This window comes from Salinisphaera japonica YTM-1, from assembly GCF_003788585.1.
In the GTDB taxonomy this organism is placed as follows: Bacteria; Pseudomonadota; Gammaproteobacteria; order Nevskiales; family Salinisphaeraceae; genus Salinisphaera; species Salinisphaera japonica.
In genome coordinates this window covers 68,223-83,126 of the sequence record NZ_AYKG01000001.1, presented here as the reverse complement: position 1 = coordinate 83,126, position 14,904 = coordinate 68,223, and the positions used below count along the sequence as shown (strand labels likewise).

Sequence of the window (14,904 nt, the reverse complement as noted above, 5' to 3'; positions counted from 1 at the left end):
GGGGGGGGGAACATGCAGCATCGGGCAGGCCACCAAGGGGCGGGCGGCATCTGGCGTTGGCACAATATCTTGGGCGCGGCTGTGCTGTTGTTGGCTGGCCTGCCGGGTTTAGCCCACGCACTGTCGTTTTCTGGAATACAGGTGAACTCGGCGCTGGGCGAGCCGTTTGCTGCCACGTTCGAGCTACGCCAGGTTGGGCCGGATGAATCACTGAATATCGGCATGGCCTCGACCGAGCGCTTCGAGCAGCTCGGTATCCCGCGGCCGGCCTTCATCGATCGGCTGCGTTTTGCAACCGGCGCCGAGGGTGGCGATCAGCTTCAGGTGCGTATCGACAGCGCCCGGCCGATCAACGAGCCGTTCTTTTCTTTCGTGGTTCGCGTGGATACGGCTTCGGGCGGCGCGCTGCACGAGTACACCGCGTTTCTCGATCCGGCCGATAGTACAACGCCGGCGACAGGGCCCGCGGCCACGCCTGCTGAACGTACAACTCGCCCGGCCGAACGAGCCGAGATGCCGGCCGCCTATTCGGTACGTGCCGGTGACACGCTCTGGCGCATCGCCGGCCGTTACCAGCCGCCCGGGGCCAGCGCAGCGCAGACAGCCTGGGCGATCTACAAGGCCAACCCGGAAGCGCTTGCTGCCGGGCCGTCGTCGTTGCGCCAGGGCGCACGCCTGAGTGTGCCCGACGACGCCACGATCAAGGCCGTCTCGCGCCAGCGTGCCCAAACCGGCCTTGAAACGCCGACAACAGATGCGCCGCACGAGACCGCGCCCGCGGTGGCTGCGACCGGCGAGGCCCCGCCACCACCGGAGGCGATGGCCACGCTCCCGGACACCGGCACGCCACAAACCGTGACGTCGAACCGCGGCGCCGCCGAAACCGCGGGGGCTGTCGACGCGCCGGGCGCGGCCTTCGGCACGCTGATCATCGAAAGCGATACCCCGTGGCCAGAGACGGCGGCACCCGCCGCGCGGGCTGCACCATTTGCGAATACGCCGCCGGAGCCGTCTCGCACGGACGCGCCGGCTCAAACGTCGGCAAGCACGCCGCCGCCAGCCACGGCGCCGGTACGCCGCGACGCCGGCCCGGGCCTGCTGCGCCCGCGTAACCTCGTGATTATCCTGGTGCTGTTCTTGTTGGCCATGCTCTGGCTGCGCCAGCGCGACAAGAACAAGCAAAGCCTATCGATGATGCAAGACGACGCCGCCGGCACGCGGGCCTCTGCCTCAAGGGCGGCACCGCGTTCGGCCCGTCAAACCGAGCCCGAACAACCCGCCTGGTTGGCCGGCACGACCAATCGGGCCACCCCGTCATCACGGGCCACGGTCGACGATACGCCGCCAGCGGGATCTGTCGAGACGCGTGACGTGCCCGCCGCGCCGCCGCCTGAAAGTCGCGCGCCGGCACCGCAAGAGACAGAGCGCTCGGACGCCGGCGACAACACATCGAGTCCGGTGCCGGGGCTGACCTTCCAGCCGACCACGATCCGCCCGGTCGAGCGCCGGCACGATCGCGGCGCGCCGGGCGATACGGTGGTTTTCGACGGTTCGGCGACAGCCGGTACCGGGCCGGGGCGAGACGCGCCAGTTGCGCCGCGCGACAGCAAGGCCGATCACGAGGCTCGTGAGCCCACGGTCGATCTGATCGATCCGGAGGCTTTCGATCTGTACGATACGCCGTCCTCCAGTACAGACGCCGGCGCGGCGGCCACCAATGACAGCATCCGTATCCGGCTTGATCTTGCCCGTATGTATATCGATATGAGTGATCCGGAATCGGCCCGCGAGCTCTTGCTCGACGTCCAGGCCCGTGGTGATGAATCGCAGCGTGAACACGCCGAACGCCTGTTAGGCGAAATCTAGCCGATGAACGACGCCATGAACGCCGTGACACGCTGGGCCGCCTGTATCGAATACGACGGCACCGCCTACCACGGCTGGCAGAGCCAGCCGCATGCGGCAAGCGTCCAGGACACGTTGGAGACGGCCTTGTCGCGGGTCGCCGATCGCCCGATCCGCGTGGTGTGCAGCGGCCGTACCGACACCGGCGTACATGCCCAGGGCCAGATCGTGCACTTCGACACCGATGCCGACCGGCGAGCACGCAGCTGGCTGCTCGGCACCAACCGTTATCTGCCGGACGATATCGCCCCGCAGTGGTTCGTGCCGGTGCCCGAGACGTTTCATGCCCGGTTTCAGGCCACAGCACGCAGTTATCGTTACTGGCTCACCGATCGCGAGGCGCCCTCGGCGCTATGGCGCAACCGGGCCTGGCACGTGCATCACCGACTCGATCACGAGGCCATGGCGGCCGGGGCCGTCCATCTGTTGGGGCGAGATGACTTCAGCGCGTTTCGTGCGGCCGGCTGCCAGGCCAAGAGCCCCGTGCGCGACGTGCAACAGATTTCGGTGATCCGCGAGGGCGATTGGCTGCGCCTGGATATTCGGGCCAATGCGTTCTTGCACCATATGGTCAGAAATATCGTGGGCACGCTGGCTGTGATCGGCCGCGGCGAGGCCGATCCGGCCTGGACCGCCCGGCTGCTGGCTGGCCGCGATCGTCGTCGGGCTGGCATGACCGCGCCAGCCGCAGGGTTGTCGTTGCGCCATGTCAGCTATCCGCCGGATACCGATCTGCCGGGGCCGGCGGTCGGGCCCGCGGGCTGGTAGAATCGTCGCCCAACCGGCGATGAAACGCTTCGAGTAATTGACGCCATGACACACGTGCGCACCAAGATCTGTGGTCTGTGCTCGGCCGACGATGCCCGGGCGGCCGTCGCAGCCGGGGCCGATGCGCTCGGGCTGGTGTTTGCGCACAACAGTCGGCGGCGGCTGGATGCGGCGCGCGCCGTATCGATCAGCCAGGCGATCGGCCCGTTTGTCAGCCGCGTGGCCTTGTTCATGAACGACGACGCCACAATGGTCAGTGAGGTCGTGGAATCGGTAACACTGGATATGCTGCAGTTCCACGGTGACGAGACGCCGGCGTTCTGTCGCTCGTTCGGCAAGCCCTACATGAAGGCGGTTGCCATGGGTGAGACGGACGCATCCGTATTGCAGGCCGCCCACGATTACCACGATGCGGCCGCGCTCCTGCTCGATGGCAATCGGCGCGGGCAGCCGGGCGGGCAGGGCGAGACCTTCGACTGGCAGATCGATCTGTCGGCCGTGGGCCTGCCGGTCGTGGTGGCCGGCGGGTTGCATCCCGGCAACGTCGGGCAGGCGATCGCCGCGCTGGCGCCGTATGCCGTGGATGTCAGTAGCGGGGTCGAAGATGCCCCGGGCCGCAAGTCGGCCGACAAGATGCACGCGTTCATCAACGCAGTAGACAAGGCAGGTCAGTCATGAGTACGACCCAGAACACGAACCCTTCTGTTGAAAACCCGGCCGGTGCCAATGCGCACGCCTGGCGTGACACGCCCGATCTGCGCGGTCATTTCGGGCCCTACGGCGGCCGGTTCGTGGCCGAAACCCTCATGGCGCCACTGGACGAGCTGGCCAAGGCCTACGCCGAGGCCCAGAAAGATGCGGCCTTCAAGGCGCAGCTGGATGCCGACATGGCTGACTTCGTGGGCCGGCCGACGCCGATCTATCACGCCGAGCGACTGTCCAAGAAAGCCGGCGGCGCCCAGATCTGGTTCAAGCGTGAAGACCTGAATCACACCGGCGCGCACAAGATCAACAACTGTATCGGCCAGGCCATGCTGGCCGTGCGCATGGGCAAGACCCGCATCATCGCCGAAACCGGCGCCGGCCAGCACGGCGTGGCCACGGCCACCGTGGCGGCACGCCTCGGCCTGACGTGTGTGGTGTTCATGGGCAGTGAGGACATGCGTCGTCAGGCCACCAACGTCTATCGCATGCGTCTGCTGGGTGCTGAGGTCCGCCCCGTCGAGTCCGGCTCGAAGACGCTCAAGGACGCGATGAACGAGGCGCTTCGTGACTGGGTGGCCAACGTCGACGACACCTTCTATATCATCGGCACCGTGGCCGGTCCGGCGCCGTATCCGGCGATGGTGCGTGATTTCCAGGCCGTGATCGGGCGCGAGTCGCGCCGCCAGATGCTGGAGCGTGCCGGCAAGCTGCCGGATGCGCTGGTGGCCTGTGTTGGCGGCGGCTCGAACGCCATCGGCCTGTTCTATCCGTTCCTGGACGACGACTCGGTCAAGATCTACGGCGTGGAGGCCGGCGGCGACGGGATCGAATCCGGGCGTCACGCGGCGCCGCTCTCGGCCGGGCGCTCGGGCGTGTTACACGGCAACCGCACGTATCTCATGCAGGATGACAACGGCCAGATCATGGGCACGCACTCGGTATCGGCCGGGCTGGATTATCCCGGCGTGGGCCCTGAGCACGCCTGGCTCAAGGATATCGGCCGCGCGAACTATGTCAGCGTGACCGACACCGAAGCGCTCGCCGCCTTCCACGAATGCACGCGCATCGAGGGCGTCATGCCCGCATTGGAAACCGCCCACGCCATCGCCTATGCCCAGCGCCTGGCCGCCACGATGTCGCCCGAGCAATCGATCCTGTTGAACCTGTCCGGGCGGGGCGACAAGGATATGGCAAGCGTTGCCGAGGCCGCAGGAGAAACGCTTTGAGTGTTGTTGAACCGACCGAGCCCGCCGTCAATCGTTTGACGCAGCGCTTTTCTGATCTCAAGGCCGCCGGGCGCACGGCGCTGATCCCCTACCTGACCGCCGGCGACCCGCAGCCGGCGGCCACGCCGGGCTTCATGCACGCATTGGTCGAAGCCGGGGCGGATGTGATCGAGCTGGGCGTGCCGTTCACCGATCCCATGGCCGACGGCCCGGTGATCCAGGCAGCCTGTGAGCGCGCGCTGGCGCACAACACCAGCCTGCGCGACGTGTTGTCGATGGTGGCCCGCTTTCGCGAAGACGATGCCACCACGCCCGTGGTACTGATGGGCTACTACAACCCGATCGATCGGATGGGCCTGGACGATTTTGCCGCTCGCGCGGCCGAATCCGGGGTCGATGGTGTGCTGATCGTCGATCTCACGGCCGAGGAGGCACCCGAGGTCGTGCCCAGCCTGACGGCGGCCAACCTGTCGCCGGTGTGCCTGATCGCGCCGACGACCGGCGAAGCGCGGATCAAGATGATCTGCGAAAACGCCGGCGGCTATATCTATTATGTGTCGTTCAAGGGTGTGACCGGGTCGGCCAGTCTGGATACCGATGCCTTGGCCGGCCAGATCGCGCCGATCCGACGGGCGAGCAAGCTGCCGGTTGGCGTGGGGTTTGGCGTGCGCACGCCGGCCAACGCAGCCGACGTATCCGATGTTGCCGACGGCGTGGTTGTGGGCAGCGTGCTGGTCGGCCAGATCGCCGAGCATCTGGACGACGAAGCGGGCGCGCGCCGCGCGTTGTCGCGTACGCTGGGCGACATGCGCGCGGCGATCGACGTGCGCGACGACAAGCGCAAGGTCAAGCAGACAGAAAAGGGTGAACACGCGTGAGCTGGCTCGAAAAACTGATGCCGTCGAAAATGCGGGGCGACGGCCCGCGCAGCAAGAACAGCGTGCCGGAAGGCGTGTGGACCAAATGCGGCAGCTGTGGGGCAGTGCTCTACACCGCCGAGATGGAGCGCACGTTGCATGTCTGTCCCAAATGCAACGCCCATCAGCGGCTGCGCGCCCGGCAACGCCTCGATCTGTTTCTCGACGCCGACCCGCGCGAGGAGCTGGCCACCGGTCTTGAGCCCAAGGATCCGCTCAAGTTTCGGGATTCCAAGAAATATCGCGATCGCCTGTCTGCGGCACAGAAAGACTCGGGCGAACGCGAGGCCGTGGTCATGATGGCCGGCCAGCTCAAGACCCTGCCGATCGTGGCCGGCGCCATGGATTTCAAGTTCATGGGGGGCTCGATGGGCAGCGTGGTTGGCGAGTCGTTCGTACGCGGTGTACACGAAGCCATCGAGCGCGAAACCCCGTTCGTGTTCTTCTCGGCCTCGGGCGGCGCGCGCATGCAGGAAGGGCTGTTCTCGCTCATGCAGATGGGCAAAACCAGCGCCGCACTGTCACGCCTGGCCGATCGCGGCCTGCCGTTCGTCTCGGTGCTCACCCACCCGACAATGGGCGGCGTGGCGGCCAGTTTCGCCATGCTGGGCGATATCAACGTGGCCGAGCCCGAGGCGCTGGTTGGTTTTGCCGGCCCGCGCGTGATCGAGCAGACCGTGAAACAGACCTTGCCAGAAGGCTTTCAGCGCAGCGAGTTCCTGCTAGAGCACGGCGCGATCGACATGATCGTCGAGCGCGAACAGCTGCGCGATCGTATTCACGGTGTGGTCTCGATGTTTACCCATCAGGCGCCAACGCTGGCCGCCGCAGACGATGCACCGGTCGGCGACACGGTCGATAGCGCGCCCGCAGCCGAGGCGTCGGCCCAAGCCGAGACACCGTCCGCGCCCACGGAGTCCGGCACCTCTTGAACACGCCAGCCGGGCAGGCAACGCTCGGTGCCTGGCTCGACGCCCAGCTGGCCGCGCATCCGAGCGAGATCGAGCTGGGCCTGGATCGGGTCGGGCGCGTGGCCGATGCGCTGGGCCTTCGTTGCCCGGCGCGGCAGTCGGTGGTGATCGGCGGCACCAACGGCAAGGGCAGTTGCGTGGCTCTGACCGCCGGGCTGATCGGCTCGCGCGCCCGGGTGGGCTGCTATACCTCGCCGCATCTTTGGCGCTATAACGAGCGCGTGACCGTCGACGGCGCACCCGCCAGCGATGCCGATTTCATCGCTGCGTTCACGGCGATCGAAGCCGTGCGCGGTGATACCCGGCTGACGTTTTTCGAATGGGGCACGCTCGCGGCCCTGTGGCTGTTCAAGCGTGCCGGCGTGGATATCGCGATCCTTGAGGTCGGCCTGGGCGGACGTCTCGATGCGGTGAATATCGTGGATGCCGATATCGCGCTCGTGGTGTCTATTGGCCTGGATCATACCGACTGGCTGGGCGATACCCGCGAGGCGATCGGCACCGAGAAAGCCGGTATTTATCGGGCCGACAAGCCGGCGCTCTGCAGCGAGCGGGACCGGCCGGCCAGTCTCGCCGCGCAGGCGGCGACGATCGGTGCCTGCTTTGAACCCATCGGCGAAGCATTCGATATCCGGCGCGTGGACGGGCAGTGGCGGATCCGCGACGGCCAGCAGGCCGTGGCGGCCGCCGTCGAGGCCGACGTGCTCGATGACAACATGGCCGCCAGCGTGGCGCTCGTGCATCGGCTGGGTCTGTCGGTGAGTGCTGCGGATATCGCACGGGCGGCACACGCCCAGCGGCGGTTGCCCGGACGACGAGAATGGCACATGTCGTCGCCCGCCATCGTTTATGATGTCGGTCATAATGAAGCCGCCATCGCGCGACTGATCGAGACGCTGACCGACCGGGCGTTTGACCGGGTACATCTGGTGATCGGCATGCTCGTCGACAAGCCGATCGAAAAGATCGGGGCGATGCTGGCGCCACACGTCGATCAGTGGTATCCGGTGGATCTGTCCGGTGTGACGCCGCGTGGGGCAAGCGCGGCCGAGCTTGGCTCACGGCTTGGCCAGGGCAATGAACAGGCCGGTTTTGCCAGTCCGGCAGCAGGTTTGGCGGCCGCGCGGTCGGTGGCTGACGCGGCCGACTGTATTGTGGTCTGTGGTTCTTTCTATACGGTGGCCCAGGTTCGGGATCCAATGACATGAATGACGTAATGAAAAAACGCCTGATCGGCGTCGTGATCATCATCGCCATCGGCGTGCTCGTGCCGGTGCTGCTGTCGCAGTGCATGGGCGGCAACAACGAGGCCGACAAGTCGGGCGATATGCGTGTCTATACCGTGGATCCCGATGGTCAGACCCAGTCGGAGTCACAAGGCGATAACCAGGGCGAAGACGAGACCGACGCGAACGACACGCCGGATATGCCCGAAGCGGTTTCGCCCCAGCGCGATGACAGCGCCGATACCGATCAGGCCGACGACGAAAGCTTCGAAACGCCGCCGGTCGCCGGCCGCCAGAATGACGCTGACAACGAGGCGAGCGACGACGCTGGCAACGCGCCGGCCGACGACGAGGCGCCGCGTGCCAGCCAGTCGCAGCGTACGTCAGAGCCGCAGCAGTCGCGCGAGCCGGAACCTGAGCGGGAGCCCACACCGGCGCCCGAGCCCGAGCCGGCCCCGCAGCGCTCGTCACAATCGGGCAGCGATTACGGCGCCTCGACCCAAGGCCGTGCCAGTCAGCGCGACACGACCTCGAGCAGCAACACGTCGAGTTCGAGCGCCGGCCAGCGCAACAGCATCAGCGGTTGGGTTGTGCAGGTGGGCAGTTTCTCCAAGCAATCCAACGCCGCAGACCTGGCGCGTTCGTTGGGCGGCCGTTTCTCGGCCTCCTACACGCCGGCCACGATCAACGGCCGCACGCTGTATCGCGTGAACATCGGTCCGTTTTCCAACGAGGGCCAAGCACGCGATGCCGCGGACAAGCTTTCGCAGCAAGGCCGCAACGGGCTGGTGCGAAATCTGCCTTAACCATCAGTGTGGTCGCGGGACAGCGTTCAGGGCTGTCCCGCATGATCCCGAGACGCGCGGCTCTGGTATGATCGCGGTCTCACGGGGTTACAACGAGCCGTCATGATCTGGATCGATGTCATCATCGCGATCGTCGTCGTGCTATCGGCGATCATCGGCTTCTTTCGCGGTTTTCTGCGCGAGGTGCTGGGGCTGGCAACCTGGATCGTGGCTTTTTTCGTCGCCTTTCGTTTTGCCCCGACGGTCGAGACGCTTCTCGTCGACTGGATCGACATGGATTCGGCGCGCCTGGTCGTGGCGTTCGCCGCGGTCTTCATCGGTGTACTGATCGTGGGTGCGATCCTCAATTACTTCCTGGGCCAACTTGTTTCGGGTACCGGCCTGGCGGGCACCGATCGAGTGCTGGGCATTGCCTTCGGCGTGGCCCGGGGCGTGGCTGTACTCGTGCTGCTCGTGATGCTGGCCGGCGTGACCTCGGTTCCTCGGGATGCCTGGTGGCAGAACTCGATCTTCATCGCCAAGCTGGAACACGGCGCAATCTGGGCCCGCGGGTATCTGCCGCCCAATGTCGCCGGCGCAATCACGTTTCCGGACGCCACCGATGGTGCAGCCGGCGATGGCAATCCCGCCAGCGCATCGATCAACTGACACGACCCTCGTCTTACTCAACCGAGCGACTCGCTTATGTGCGGCATTGTTGGGATGGTCTCGACCTCCCCGGTCAATCAAGACATCTACGACGCCCTGACGGTACTTCAGCATCGCGGCCAGGATGCCGCGGGTATCGTGACCACCGAAAACGGCCGGCTGTATCTGCGCAAGGAAAACGGCCTGGTGCGCGACGTGTTTCGCACCGATCACATGCTACGGCTGGTCGGCAACGCCGGCGTGGGCCATGTGCGATACCCCACGGCCGGCGTGGATTCATCCGCCGAGGCCCAGCCGTTTTATGTGAATACGCCCTATGGGATCTGCCTGTCGCATAACGGCAACCTCACCAATGCAGAAACGCTGGCCAAAGAGCTGTACCGCTCGGATCGACGGCATCTGAACACGGATTCGGACACGGAAATCCTGCTCAACGTCTTCGCCCACGAGCTGATGCTCAGCGAGCGCCTGGAACTGGCACCGGACGATATCTTCAAGGCCGTATCGGCCGTGCATCGGCGCTGCCGCGGCGGTTATGCGGCCACCGCCCTCATCACGGGCTATGGCCTGGTGGGTTTTCGCGATCCCAACGGCATCCGCCCGGTGGTCTACGGCAAGCGCGTAACCGAAGACGGCACGGACTACATGATCGCCTCCGAGTCGGTCGCACTCGATGCCCTGGGCTTTGAGCGAATCGGCGATATCGAGCCGGGCGAGGCTGTGGTCATCACGCTCGACGGCCAGATTCAGGTCCAGCAGTGTGCCGATAATCCGGTGCATTCGCCGTGTATCTTTGAGTACGTCTATCTCGCGCGCCCGGATTCGGTCATCGATAACGTCTATGTCTACAAGGCGCGGCTGCGCATGGGCACGTTCCTGGCCGAGAAGATCCAGCGTGAGTGGCCCGATCACGATATCGACGTGGTGATCCCGATCCCCTCGACCAGCCGTACCGCGGCCGTGGAGCTGGCCAATCAGCTCGACGTGAAATACCGCGAGGGTTTCATCAAGAACCGTTATATCGGGCGGACCTTCATCATGCCCGGCCAGCAGCAGCGGGTTAAATCGGTGCGCAAGAAGCTCAACCCGATCGATCTCGAGTTTGCGGGCAAGAACGTACTGCTGGTCGACGATTCGATCGTGCGCGGCACCACGTCGCGACAGATCATCGACATGGCGCGCGATGCCGGGGCCAACAAGGTGTATTTCGCCTCCGCGGCACCGCCGGTGCGTTATCCCAACGTCTACGGCATCGATATGCCCAGTGCCTCCGAGCTGGTTGCCCACGGGCACAGCGATGAAGAGATCTGCTCGGTGATCGGCGCCGACCGGCTGATCTATCAGGACCTGGCGGACTTGAAACGGGCCGTGGGGCTGGGCAACGAGGCGATCCAGGAATACGAGGATTCTGTGTTCACCGGGCGCTATATCACCCCGGATGTCTCACCCGAGTACCTGCAGGCCCTGGAAACCTCGCGCTCGGACGAAAACAAGGAAGAGCGGCGCCGCAAGGATAATGCGGTTCTGGAGATCCATAACGACAGTTGACCCGTAGTAAGACCCTGCGGGGGCTTGTTTGCTCGACATGAAAGCCCCCGCCCATATCTTCCGTCAATGCGCCGATTTGAAACAGCTTGCGGGCGCGGATTGTCCATCATGGACGGTCGAAATGCCGCTAAACGGGTCTGACATGTTGCTCGCCTGCGGCTTTCGCAGGCGTTTTTGTTTGTGCCCGGGATGGCCAAGAGGACGACAACGATGAGCGACAGCGACTTTGAACCGAGCTGGAACGCCGAGTGGGGCACCGCCACGAAAGGCGTGCGTGCCGGCACGCATCGCACCCACGAGGGCGAGCACAGCAGCGCGATCTATATGACCTCGAGCTTCGTGTTCGACTCGGCCGAGGCCTGTGCGGCGCGTTTTTCCGGTGATGAGCCGGGCAATATCTATGCGCGCTTCACCAATCCCACGGTCGATGCCTTCAACAAGCGCCTGGCGGCCATGGAAGGCGGTGAGTGCAGCGTGTCCACAGGCTCGGGCATGGCCGCGATTCTGGCCACCTGCCTGGCGACGTTATCGGCCGGCGATCATATCGTGGCCTCGCATACGCTGTTCGGCTCCACGATCGGGCTTTTCAACAATTATCTGGCCAAGCTCGGCATCAGCACGAGCTATGTCGCCCCGGATGATGTCGATGCCTGGCGCGCGGCGGTTACGCCGGCGACGAAGATGCTTTTCGTCGAGACCCCCTCCAACCCGCTGACCGAGATCGTGGACATGGCGGCTCTCGGCCAGCTGGCCGAGGATCACGGGGCCTGGCTGGTGGTCGATAACTGTTTCTGTACGCCGGCCTTGCAGCGCCCGCTGGAGCAGGGCGCACATATCGTGACCCACTCGGCCACGAAGTATATCGACGGCCAGGGCAGAGCACTTGGCGGTGCGGTCGTCGGTGATGCCGATGTGGTGGGCGACCAGGTCTTTCGATTCCTGCGGACCTGCGGGCCCAGCATGAGCCCGTTCAACGCCTGGATCTTCTACAAGGCGCTGGAAACCCTGGAAGTGCGCATGCAGGCGCATTGCCGGGCCGCGATGACGCTGGCCGAGTGGCTCGAAAACCAGCCAGGCATCGCCAAGGTCTATTATCCGGGGCTGGCCTCGCACAGCCAGCACGAGCTGGCCAAGCGCCAACAGCCGGGCGGCTTCGGCGGTATCGTCTCCTTCGACCTGGCCGGTGGGCGCGAGGCCGCCTTCGCGCTGATCAATGCCACCGAGATGTTGTCGATCACGGCCAATCTGGGCGATACCCGAACGACCATCGTGCACCCGGCATCGACCACGCACAGCCGGATCTCGCCGGCCGATCGCGAGCGGGCCGGCATCCGCGAGGGACTGGTGCGTGTTTCTGTCGGGCTGGAGAACATCGAAGATATCAAGGCCGATCTGGCCCGAGGCCTGGGTCGATGATGCAGCCCGACGATATCCATGCCGCGCTCATGACTTGTGACCCGGCCGAGAAATGCCGGGTCACACGCGAACTGCATGCCGCGGATTCCAGCGGCATGGCCGCATCAAGCGGTGAAGGCGTGGCCGTGCCGGTGCCCGGTCGGCCCAAGCGACCGGCGCTGGTGCATCCGTCCAAGGTGGCGCGCCGCGGGCTGGGATCGGAAACAGGCCGTGCGGCCTTGATCCATGCCATCGCGCATATCGAGTTCAACGCGATCAACCTGGGGCTCGATGCGGCCTATCGCTATCGCGGCATGCCCGCAGCCTACTACGCCGACTGGCTGTCGATGGCCGCCGACGAATCACGTCACTTCGACATGCTCAACACCCGCCTGGCCGATTTCGGTTTCACCTACGGTGATTTCGATGCCCACGACGGCCTGTGGGAGATGGCGGTCAAGACCGCGCACGACCCGATGGTGCGCATGGCGTTGGTGCCGCGCGTGCTGGAAGCCCGGGGGCTGGATGTGACGCCCGGCATGATCCAAAAACTCAAACAGGTCGGCGACCACGAGAGCGTGGCGATCTTCGAACAGATCCTGGAAGAAGAAGTACCCCACGTCGAGATCGGCACCCGCTGGTTTCGTTACCTGGCCGAACCGCGGGGGCTGGACCCGGATACCACATTCTTCGCCCTGCTCGACGAATACATGAACGGCGGCCCGCCGGGGCCCTACAACCTCGAGGCCCGTCGCGAGGCCAAATTCTCCGAGCCGGAAATCGACGAGTTGACCGAACGCGATGCCGGGCGCTCTCGGCGTTAGCGGGTTTGAACGATCGTCCGCGAATGAACCGCAATGGAAAAGCAGACAATCCGCAGATTTCGCAGATGACGCAGATTTGCTTACGGGCGCGTCAGCCAGCGAGTCGTCGCTGCCCGGAAAAAGATCCTGTCCGCAAATGAACGCCAAAAAGCGCGAATAAAGAAGAAGATAGGTCGCAGACGGCACAGATTCTTGGCTTACGGGCCGGTTTATCTAACCGTTTTTGATCCGTGAAATCTGGACAATCTGCGGATGACCGTCTGTATTCATTTGCGCTAATTCGCGTTCATTTGCGGACGACGTCAAAAGAGACAGCCTCGTGGCGCAGATGACGCAGATTGGCTTGCGGGCGCTGCAGCCTGCGAGTCATTGCGGCCCGGAAGAAGTTCCTGTCCGCAAATTGACACCGACTAAAGACGGATAAAAGAAGAGGGCGACAAAAGACGCCAGCAACCTACTGGATCATCTCGCCGGACGTTTTTTTTTCAAAAAATCGTCGATCTCTCTGTTCATTCTGTAACGCGGTCGCGCAACGACTCGACGGCCTATCCGCCTGGACATAATCGTCTTCTTAATCAGCGTCCATCGGCGTTAATCTGCGGATTGCCTTCTTTTTATTTGCGTCTATTCGCGTTCATTCGCGGACGAATCAGACGAATCATTCTCCCGACCCGATTCGTCCAAGAAGCGCCCATCGTCATCCAGCGCGCGGCGCCTGATGGTTGATCGGCTGAGCGTCAGGATTTCGGCCTGATCCGGGCGCCAGTCGGCCAGTACGTGTCGATGCACGTTGGCGTGGCGATGATCGGCCGGTTTGTGCACGTGACCGTGAACGATTCGAAACGTTTCTGTGTCTTGTGCCCAACGGGTCACGGTGTCGATATTCACATCCATGATATCGGCGGCCTTGCGCTGCTTGCTGGCCTGCGAGCGGGCGCGGGCCTTGCGGGCGATCATCCGTCGCAGCCCCGCGGGCATCCTGAGCATGCGGGCCCGCCAGATTGCATTGGTATAGCGCCGCCGGAACTTCTGATGGGCAAGGTCGTCGCTACAGAAGATATCGCCGTGGGCCAGAAGGACAGGCTGGCCGGCGATCCGGTGCACCACCGGATCGGCCAGGGGCCGGGCGCCGGTATGGGCAAAAAACCGGGTGCCGACGGCGAAATCACGATTGCCGCGCTGAAAATACAGCGGCACGCGGGCCGCACTCAGCGCGGCCAGGGCGTCCAGTGTGCCTTGGTGGGCCTCAAAACTGACATCGTCGCCGACCCAGACATCAAACAGATCGCCCAGGATATAAACCGCCGCGGCCTCACGGGCCGGGCCGGCCAGATAACCGGCGAGCCGACGCGCGGCCGGCGTGTCGTCACCGGTCAGGTGCACGTCAGCCAGCAGGTGCGTGGTGTCAGGCCACGGGCTGGCCTCTGGCCTGTGCGACGGAGCAGTCAACGGGCTATCGCTGACTATCGGACGTCGGCCGATTCGATGACGACCGTGTCCTGCGGCACGTCCTGGCGAAACGGCCCGACTGCGCCTGTCGGCTTGGCAGCGATCGCGTCAACCACGTCCATGCCCTCGGTGACATGGGCAAACACGGCATAGCCGGGGCGTGCGCCCATGCCGTCGAGCTGCTCGTTGTCGGCCAGATTGATGAAGAACTGGGCAGTGGCCGAATTCGGATCCTGGGTGCGGGCCATCGACAGCGCGCCGCGACGATTTTCCAGCCCGTTGCTGGATTCGTTCTTGATCGGCGCGCGTGTCTGTTTCTGGTTGAAGTCGCCGTCGAAGCCGCCGCCCTGAACCACGAACCCGGCGATCACGCGATGGAAGATCACCCCGTCATAGAAACCGTCACGCACATAGGCCAGAAAGTTCTCGGCCGTGATCGGGGCATTGGTTTCGTCGACCTCGATATGGATATCGCCGAGGTTGGTATGAAAGATGACCATGAATCTGTCCTGAAGG

Annotated in this window: 14 protein-coding genes; 12 read left to right on the top strand and 2 right to left on the bottom strand. The window is 64.6% G+C overall.

From position 1 onward, the window contains the following. Positions 1-12: 12 nt before the first annotated feature. From SAJA_RS00380 to SAJA_RS00325, 12 genes are all read left to right on the top strand, one after another. On the top strand, positions 13-1,866 hold the full coding sequence (locus SAJA_RS00380; RefSeq protein WP_123656672.1) for a motility hub landmark protein FimV: 1,854 nt from the start codon (positions 13-15) through the stop codon (positions 1,864-1,866). 3 nt (positions 1,867-1,869) lie between these two features. After that, positions 1,870-2,673 carry a tRNA pseudouridine(38-40) synthase TruA gene (gene truA / locus SAJA_RS00375; RefSeq protein WP_123656671.1) on the top strand — a complete coding sequence of 268 codons (804 nt, stop codon included), beginning with the start codon at positions 1,870-1,872 and terminating at the stop codon, positions 2,671-2,673. A 45-nt stretch (positions 2,674-2,718) separates the two neighbouring features. Beyond that, entirely contained in the window at positions 2,719-3,351 is a 633-nt protein-coding gene (locus tag SAJA_RS00370; protein ID WP_123656670.1) for a phosphoribosylanthranilate isomerase, read from the top strand. After that, on the top strand, positions 3,348-4,604 hold the full coding sequence (gene trpB / locus SAJA_RS00365; RefSeq protein WP_123656669.1) for a tryptophan synthase subunit beta: 1,257 nt from the start codon (positions 3,348-3,350) through the stop codon (positions 4,602-4,604). Before SAJA_RS00370 ends, trpB begins: the two co-directional genes overlap by 4 nt. Then, positions 4,601-5,482, top strand: coding sequence for a tryptophan synthase subunit alpha (gene trpA, locus SAJA_RS00360; protein ID WP_123656668.1), 882 nt, complete (start codon positions 4,601-4,603; stop codon positions 5,480-5,482). The genes trpB and trpA overlap by 4 nt, the downstream gene beginning before the upstream one ends. After that, the gene (gene accD / locus SAJA_RS00355) at positions 5,479-6,453 is read left to right on the top strand and encodes an acetyl-CoA carboxylase, carboxyltransferase subunit beta (protein WP_123656667.1); all 975 of its coding nucleotides are present in this window, start codon (positions 5,479-5,481) and stop codon (positions 6,451-6,453) included. The genes trpA and accD overlap by 4 nt, the downstream gene beginning before the upstream one ends. Beyond that, a complete protein-coding gene (gene folC, locus SAJA_RS00350; protein ID WP_123656666.1) occupies positions 6,450-7,700 on the top strand; it encodes a bifunctional tetrahydrofolate synthase/dihydrofolate synthase in 1,251 nt (416 codons plus the stop codon). The genes accD and folC overlap by 4 nt, the downstream gene beginning before the upstream one ends. Continuing rightward, complete coding sequence (locus tag SAJA_RS00345) at positions 7,697-8,524, top strand: SPOR domain-containing protein (RefSeq protein ID WP_123656665.1); 828 nt, start codon at positions 7,697-7,699, stop codon at positions 8,522-8,524. Before folC ends, SAJA_RS00345 begins: the two co-directional genes overlap by 4 nt. Positions 8,525-8,626: 102 nt before the next feature. Continuing rightward, entirely contained in the window at positions 8,627-9,172 is a 546-nt protein-coding gene (locus SAJA_RS00340; RefSeq protein ID WP_123656664.1) for a CvpA family protein, read from the top strand. Between the two features lie 36 nt (positions 9,173-9,208). Further along, positions 9,209-10,720 carry an amidophosphoribosyltransferase gene (purF, locus tag SAJA_RS00335; RefSeq protein WP_123656663.1) on the top strand — a complete coding sequence of 504 codons (1,512 nt, stop codon included), beginning with the start codon at positions 9,209-9,211 and terminating at the stop codon, positions 10,718-10,720. Positions 10,721-10,930: 210 nt separating this feature from the next. Next, a complete protein-coding gene (locus SAJA_RS00330) occupies positions 10,931-12,136 on the top strand; it encodes an O-succinylhomoserine sulfhydrylase (RefSeq protein ID WP_123656662.1) in 1,206 nt (401 codons plus the stop codon). Then, positions 12,133-12,939 carry a ferritin-like domain-containing protein gene (locus SAJA_RS00325; RefSeq protein WP_123656661.1) on the top strand — a complete coding sequence of 269 codons (807 nt, stop codon included), beginning with the start codon at positions 12,133-12,135 and terminating at the stop codon, positions 12,937-12,939. Before SAJA_RS00330 ends, SAJA_RS00325 begins: the two co-directional genes overlap by 4 nt. A gap of 624 nt (positions 12,940-13,563) precedes the next feature. Here SAJA_RS00325 and SAJA_RS00320 read toward each other — a convergent pair. Further along, a complete protein-coding gene (locus tag SAJA_RS00320; protein WP_184999677.1) occupies positions 13,564-14,388 on the bottom strand; it encodes a UDP-2,3-diacylglucosamine diphosphatase in 825 nt (274 codons plus the stop codon). A gap of 14 nt (positions 14,389-14,402) precedes the next feature. After that, positions 14,403-14,888, bottom strand: coding sequence for a peptidylprolyl isomerase (locus SAJA_RS00315; protein WP_123656659.1), 486 nt, complete (start codon positions 14,886-14,888; stop codon positions 14,403-14,405). Positions 14,889-14,904: the final 16 nt, after the last annotated feature.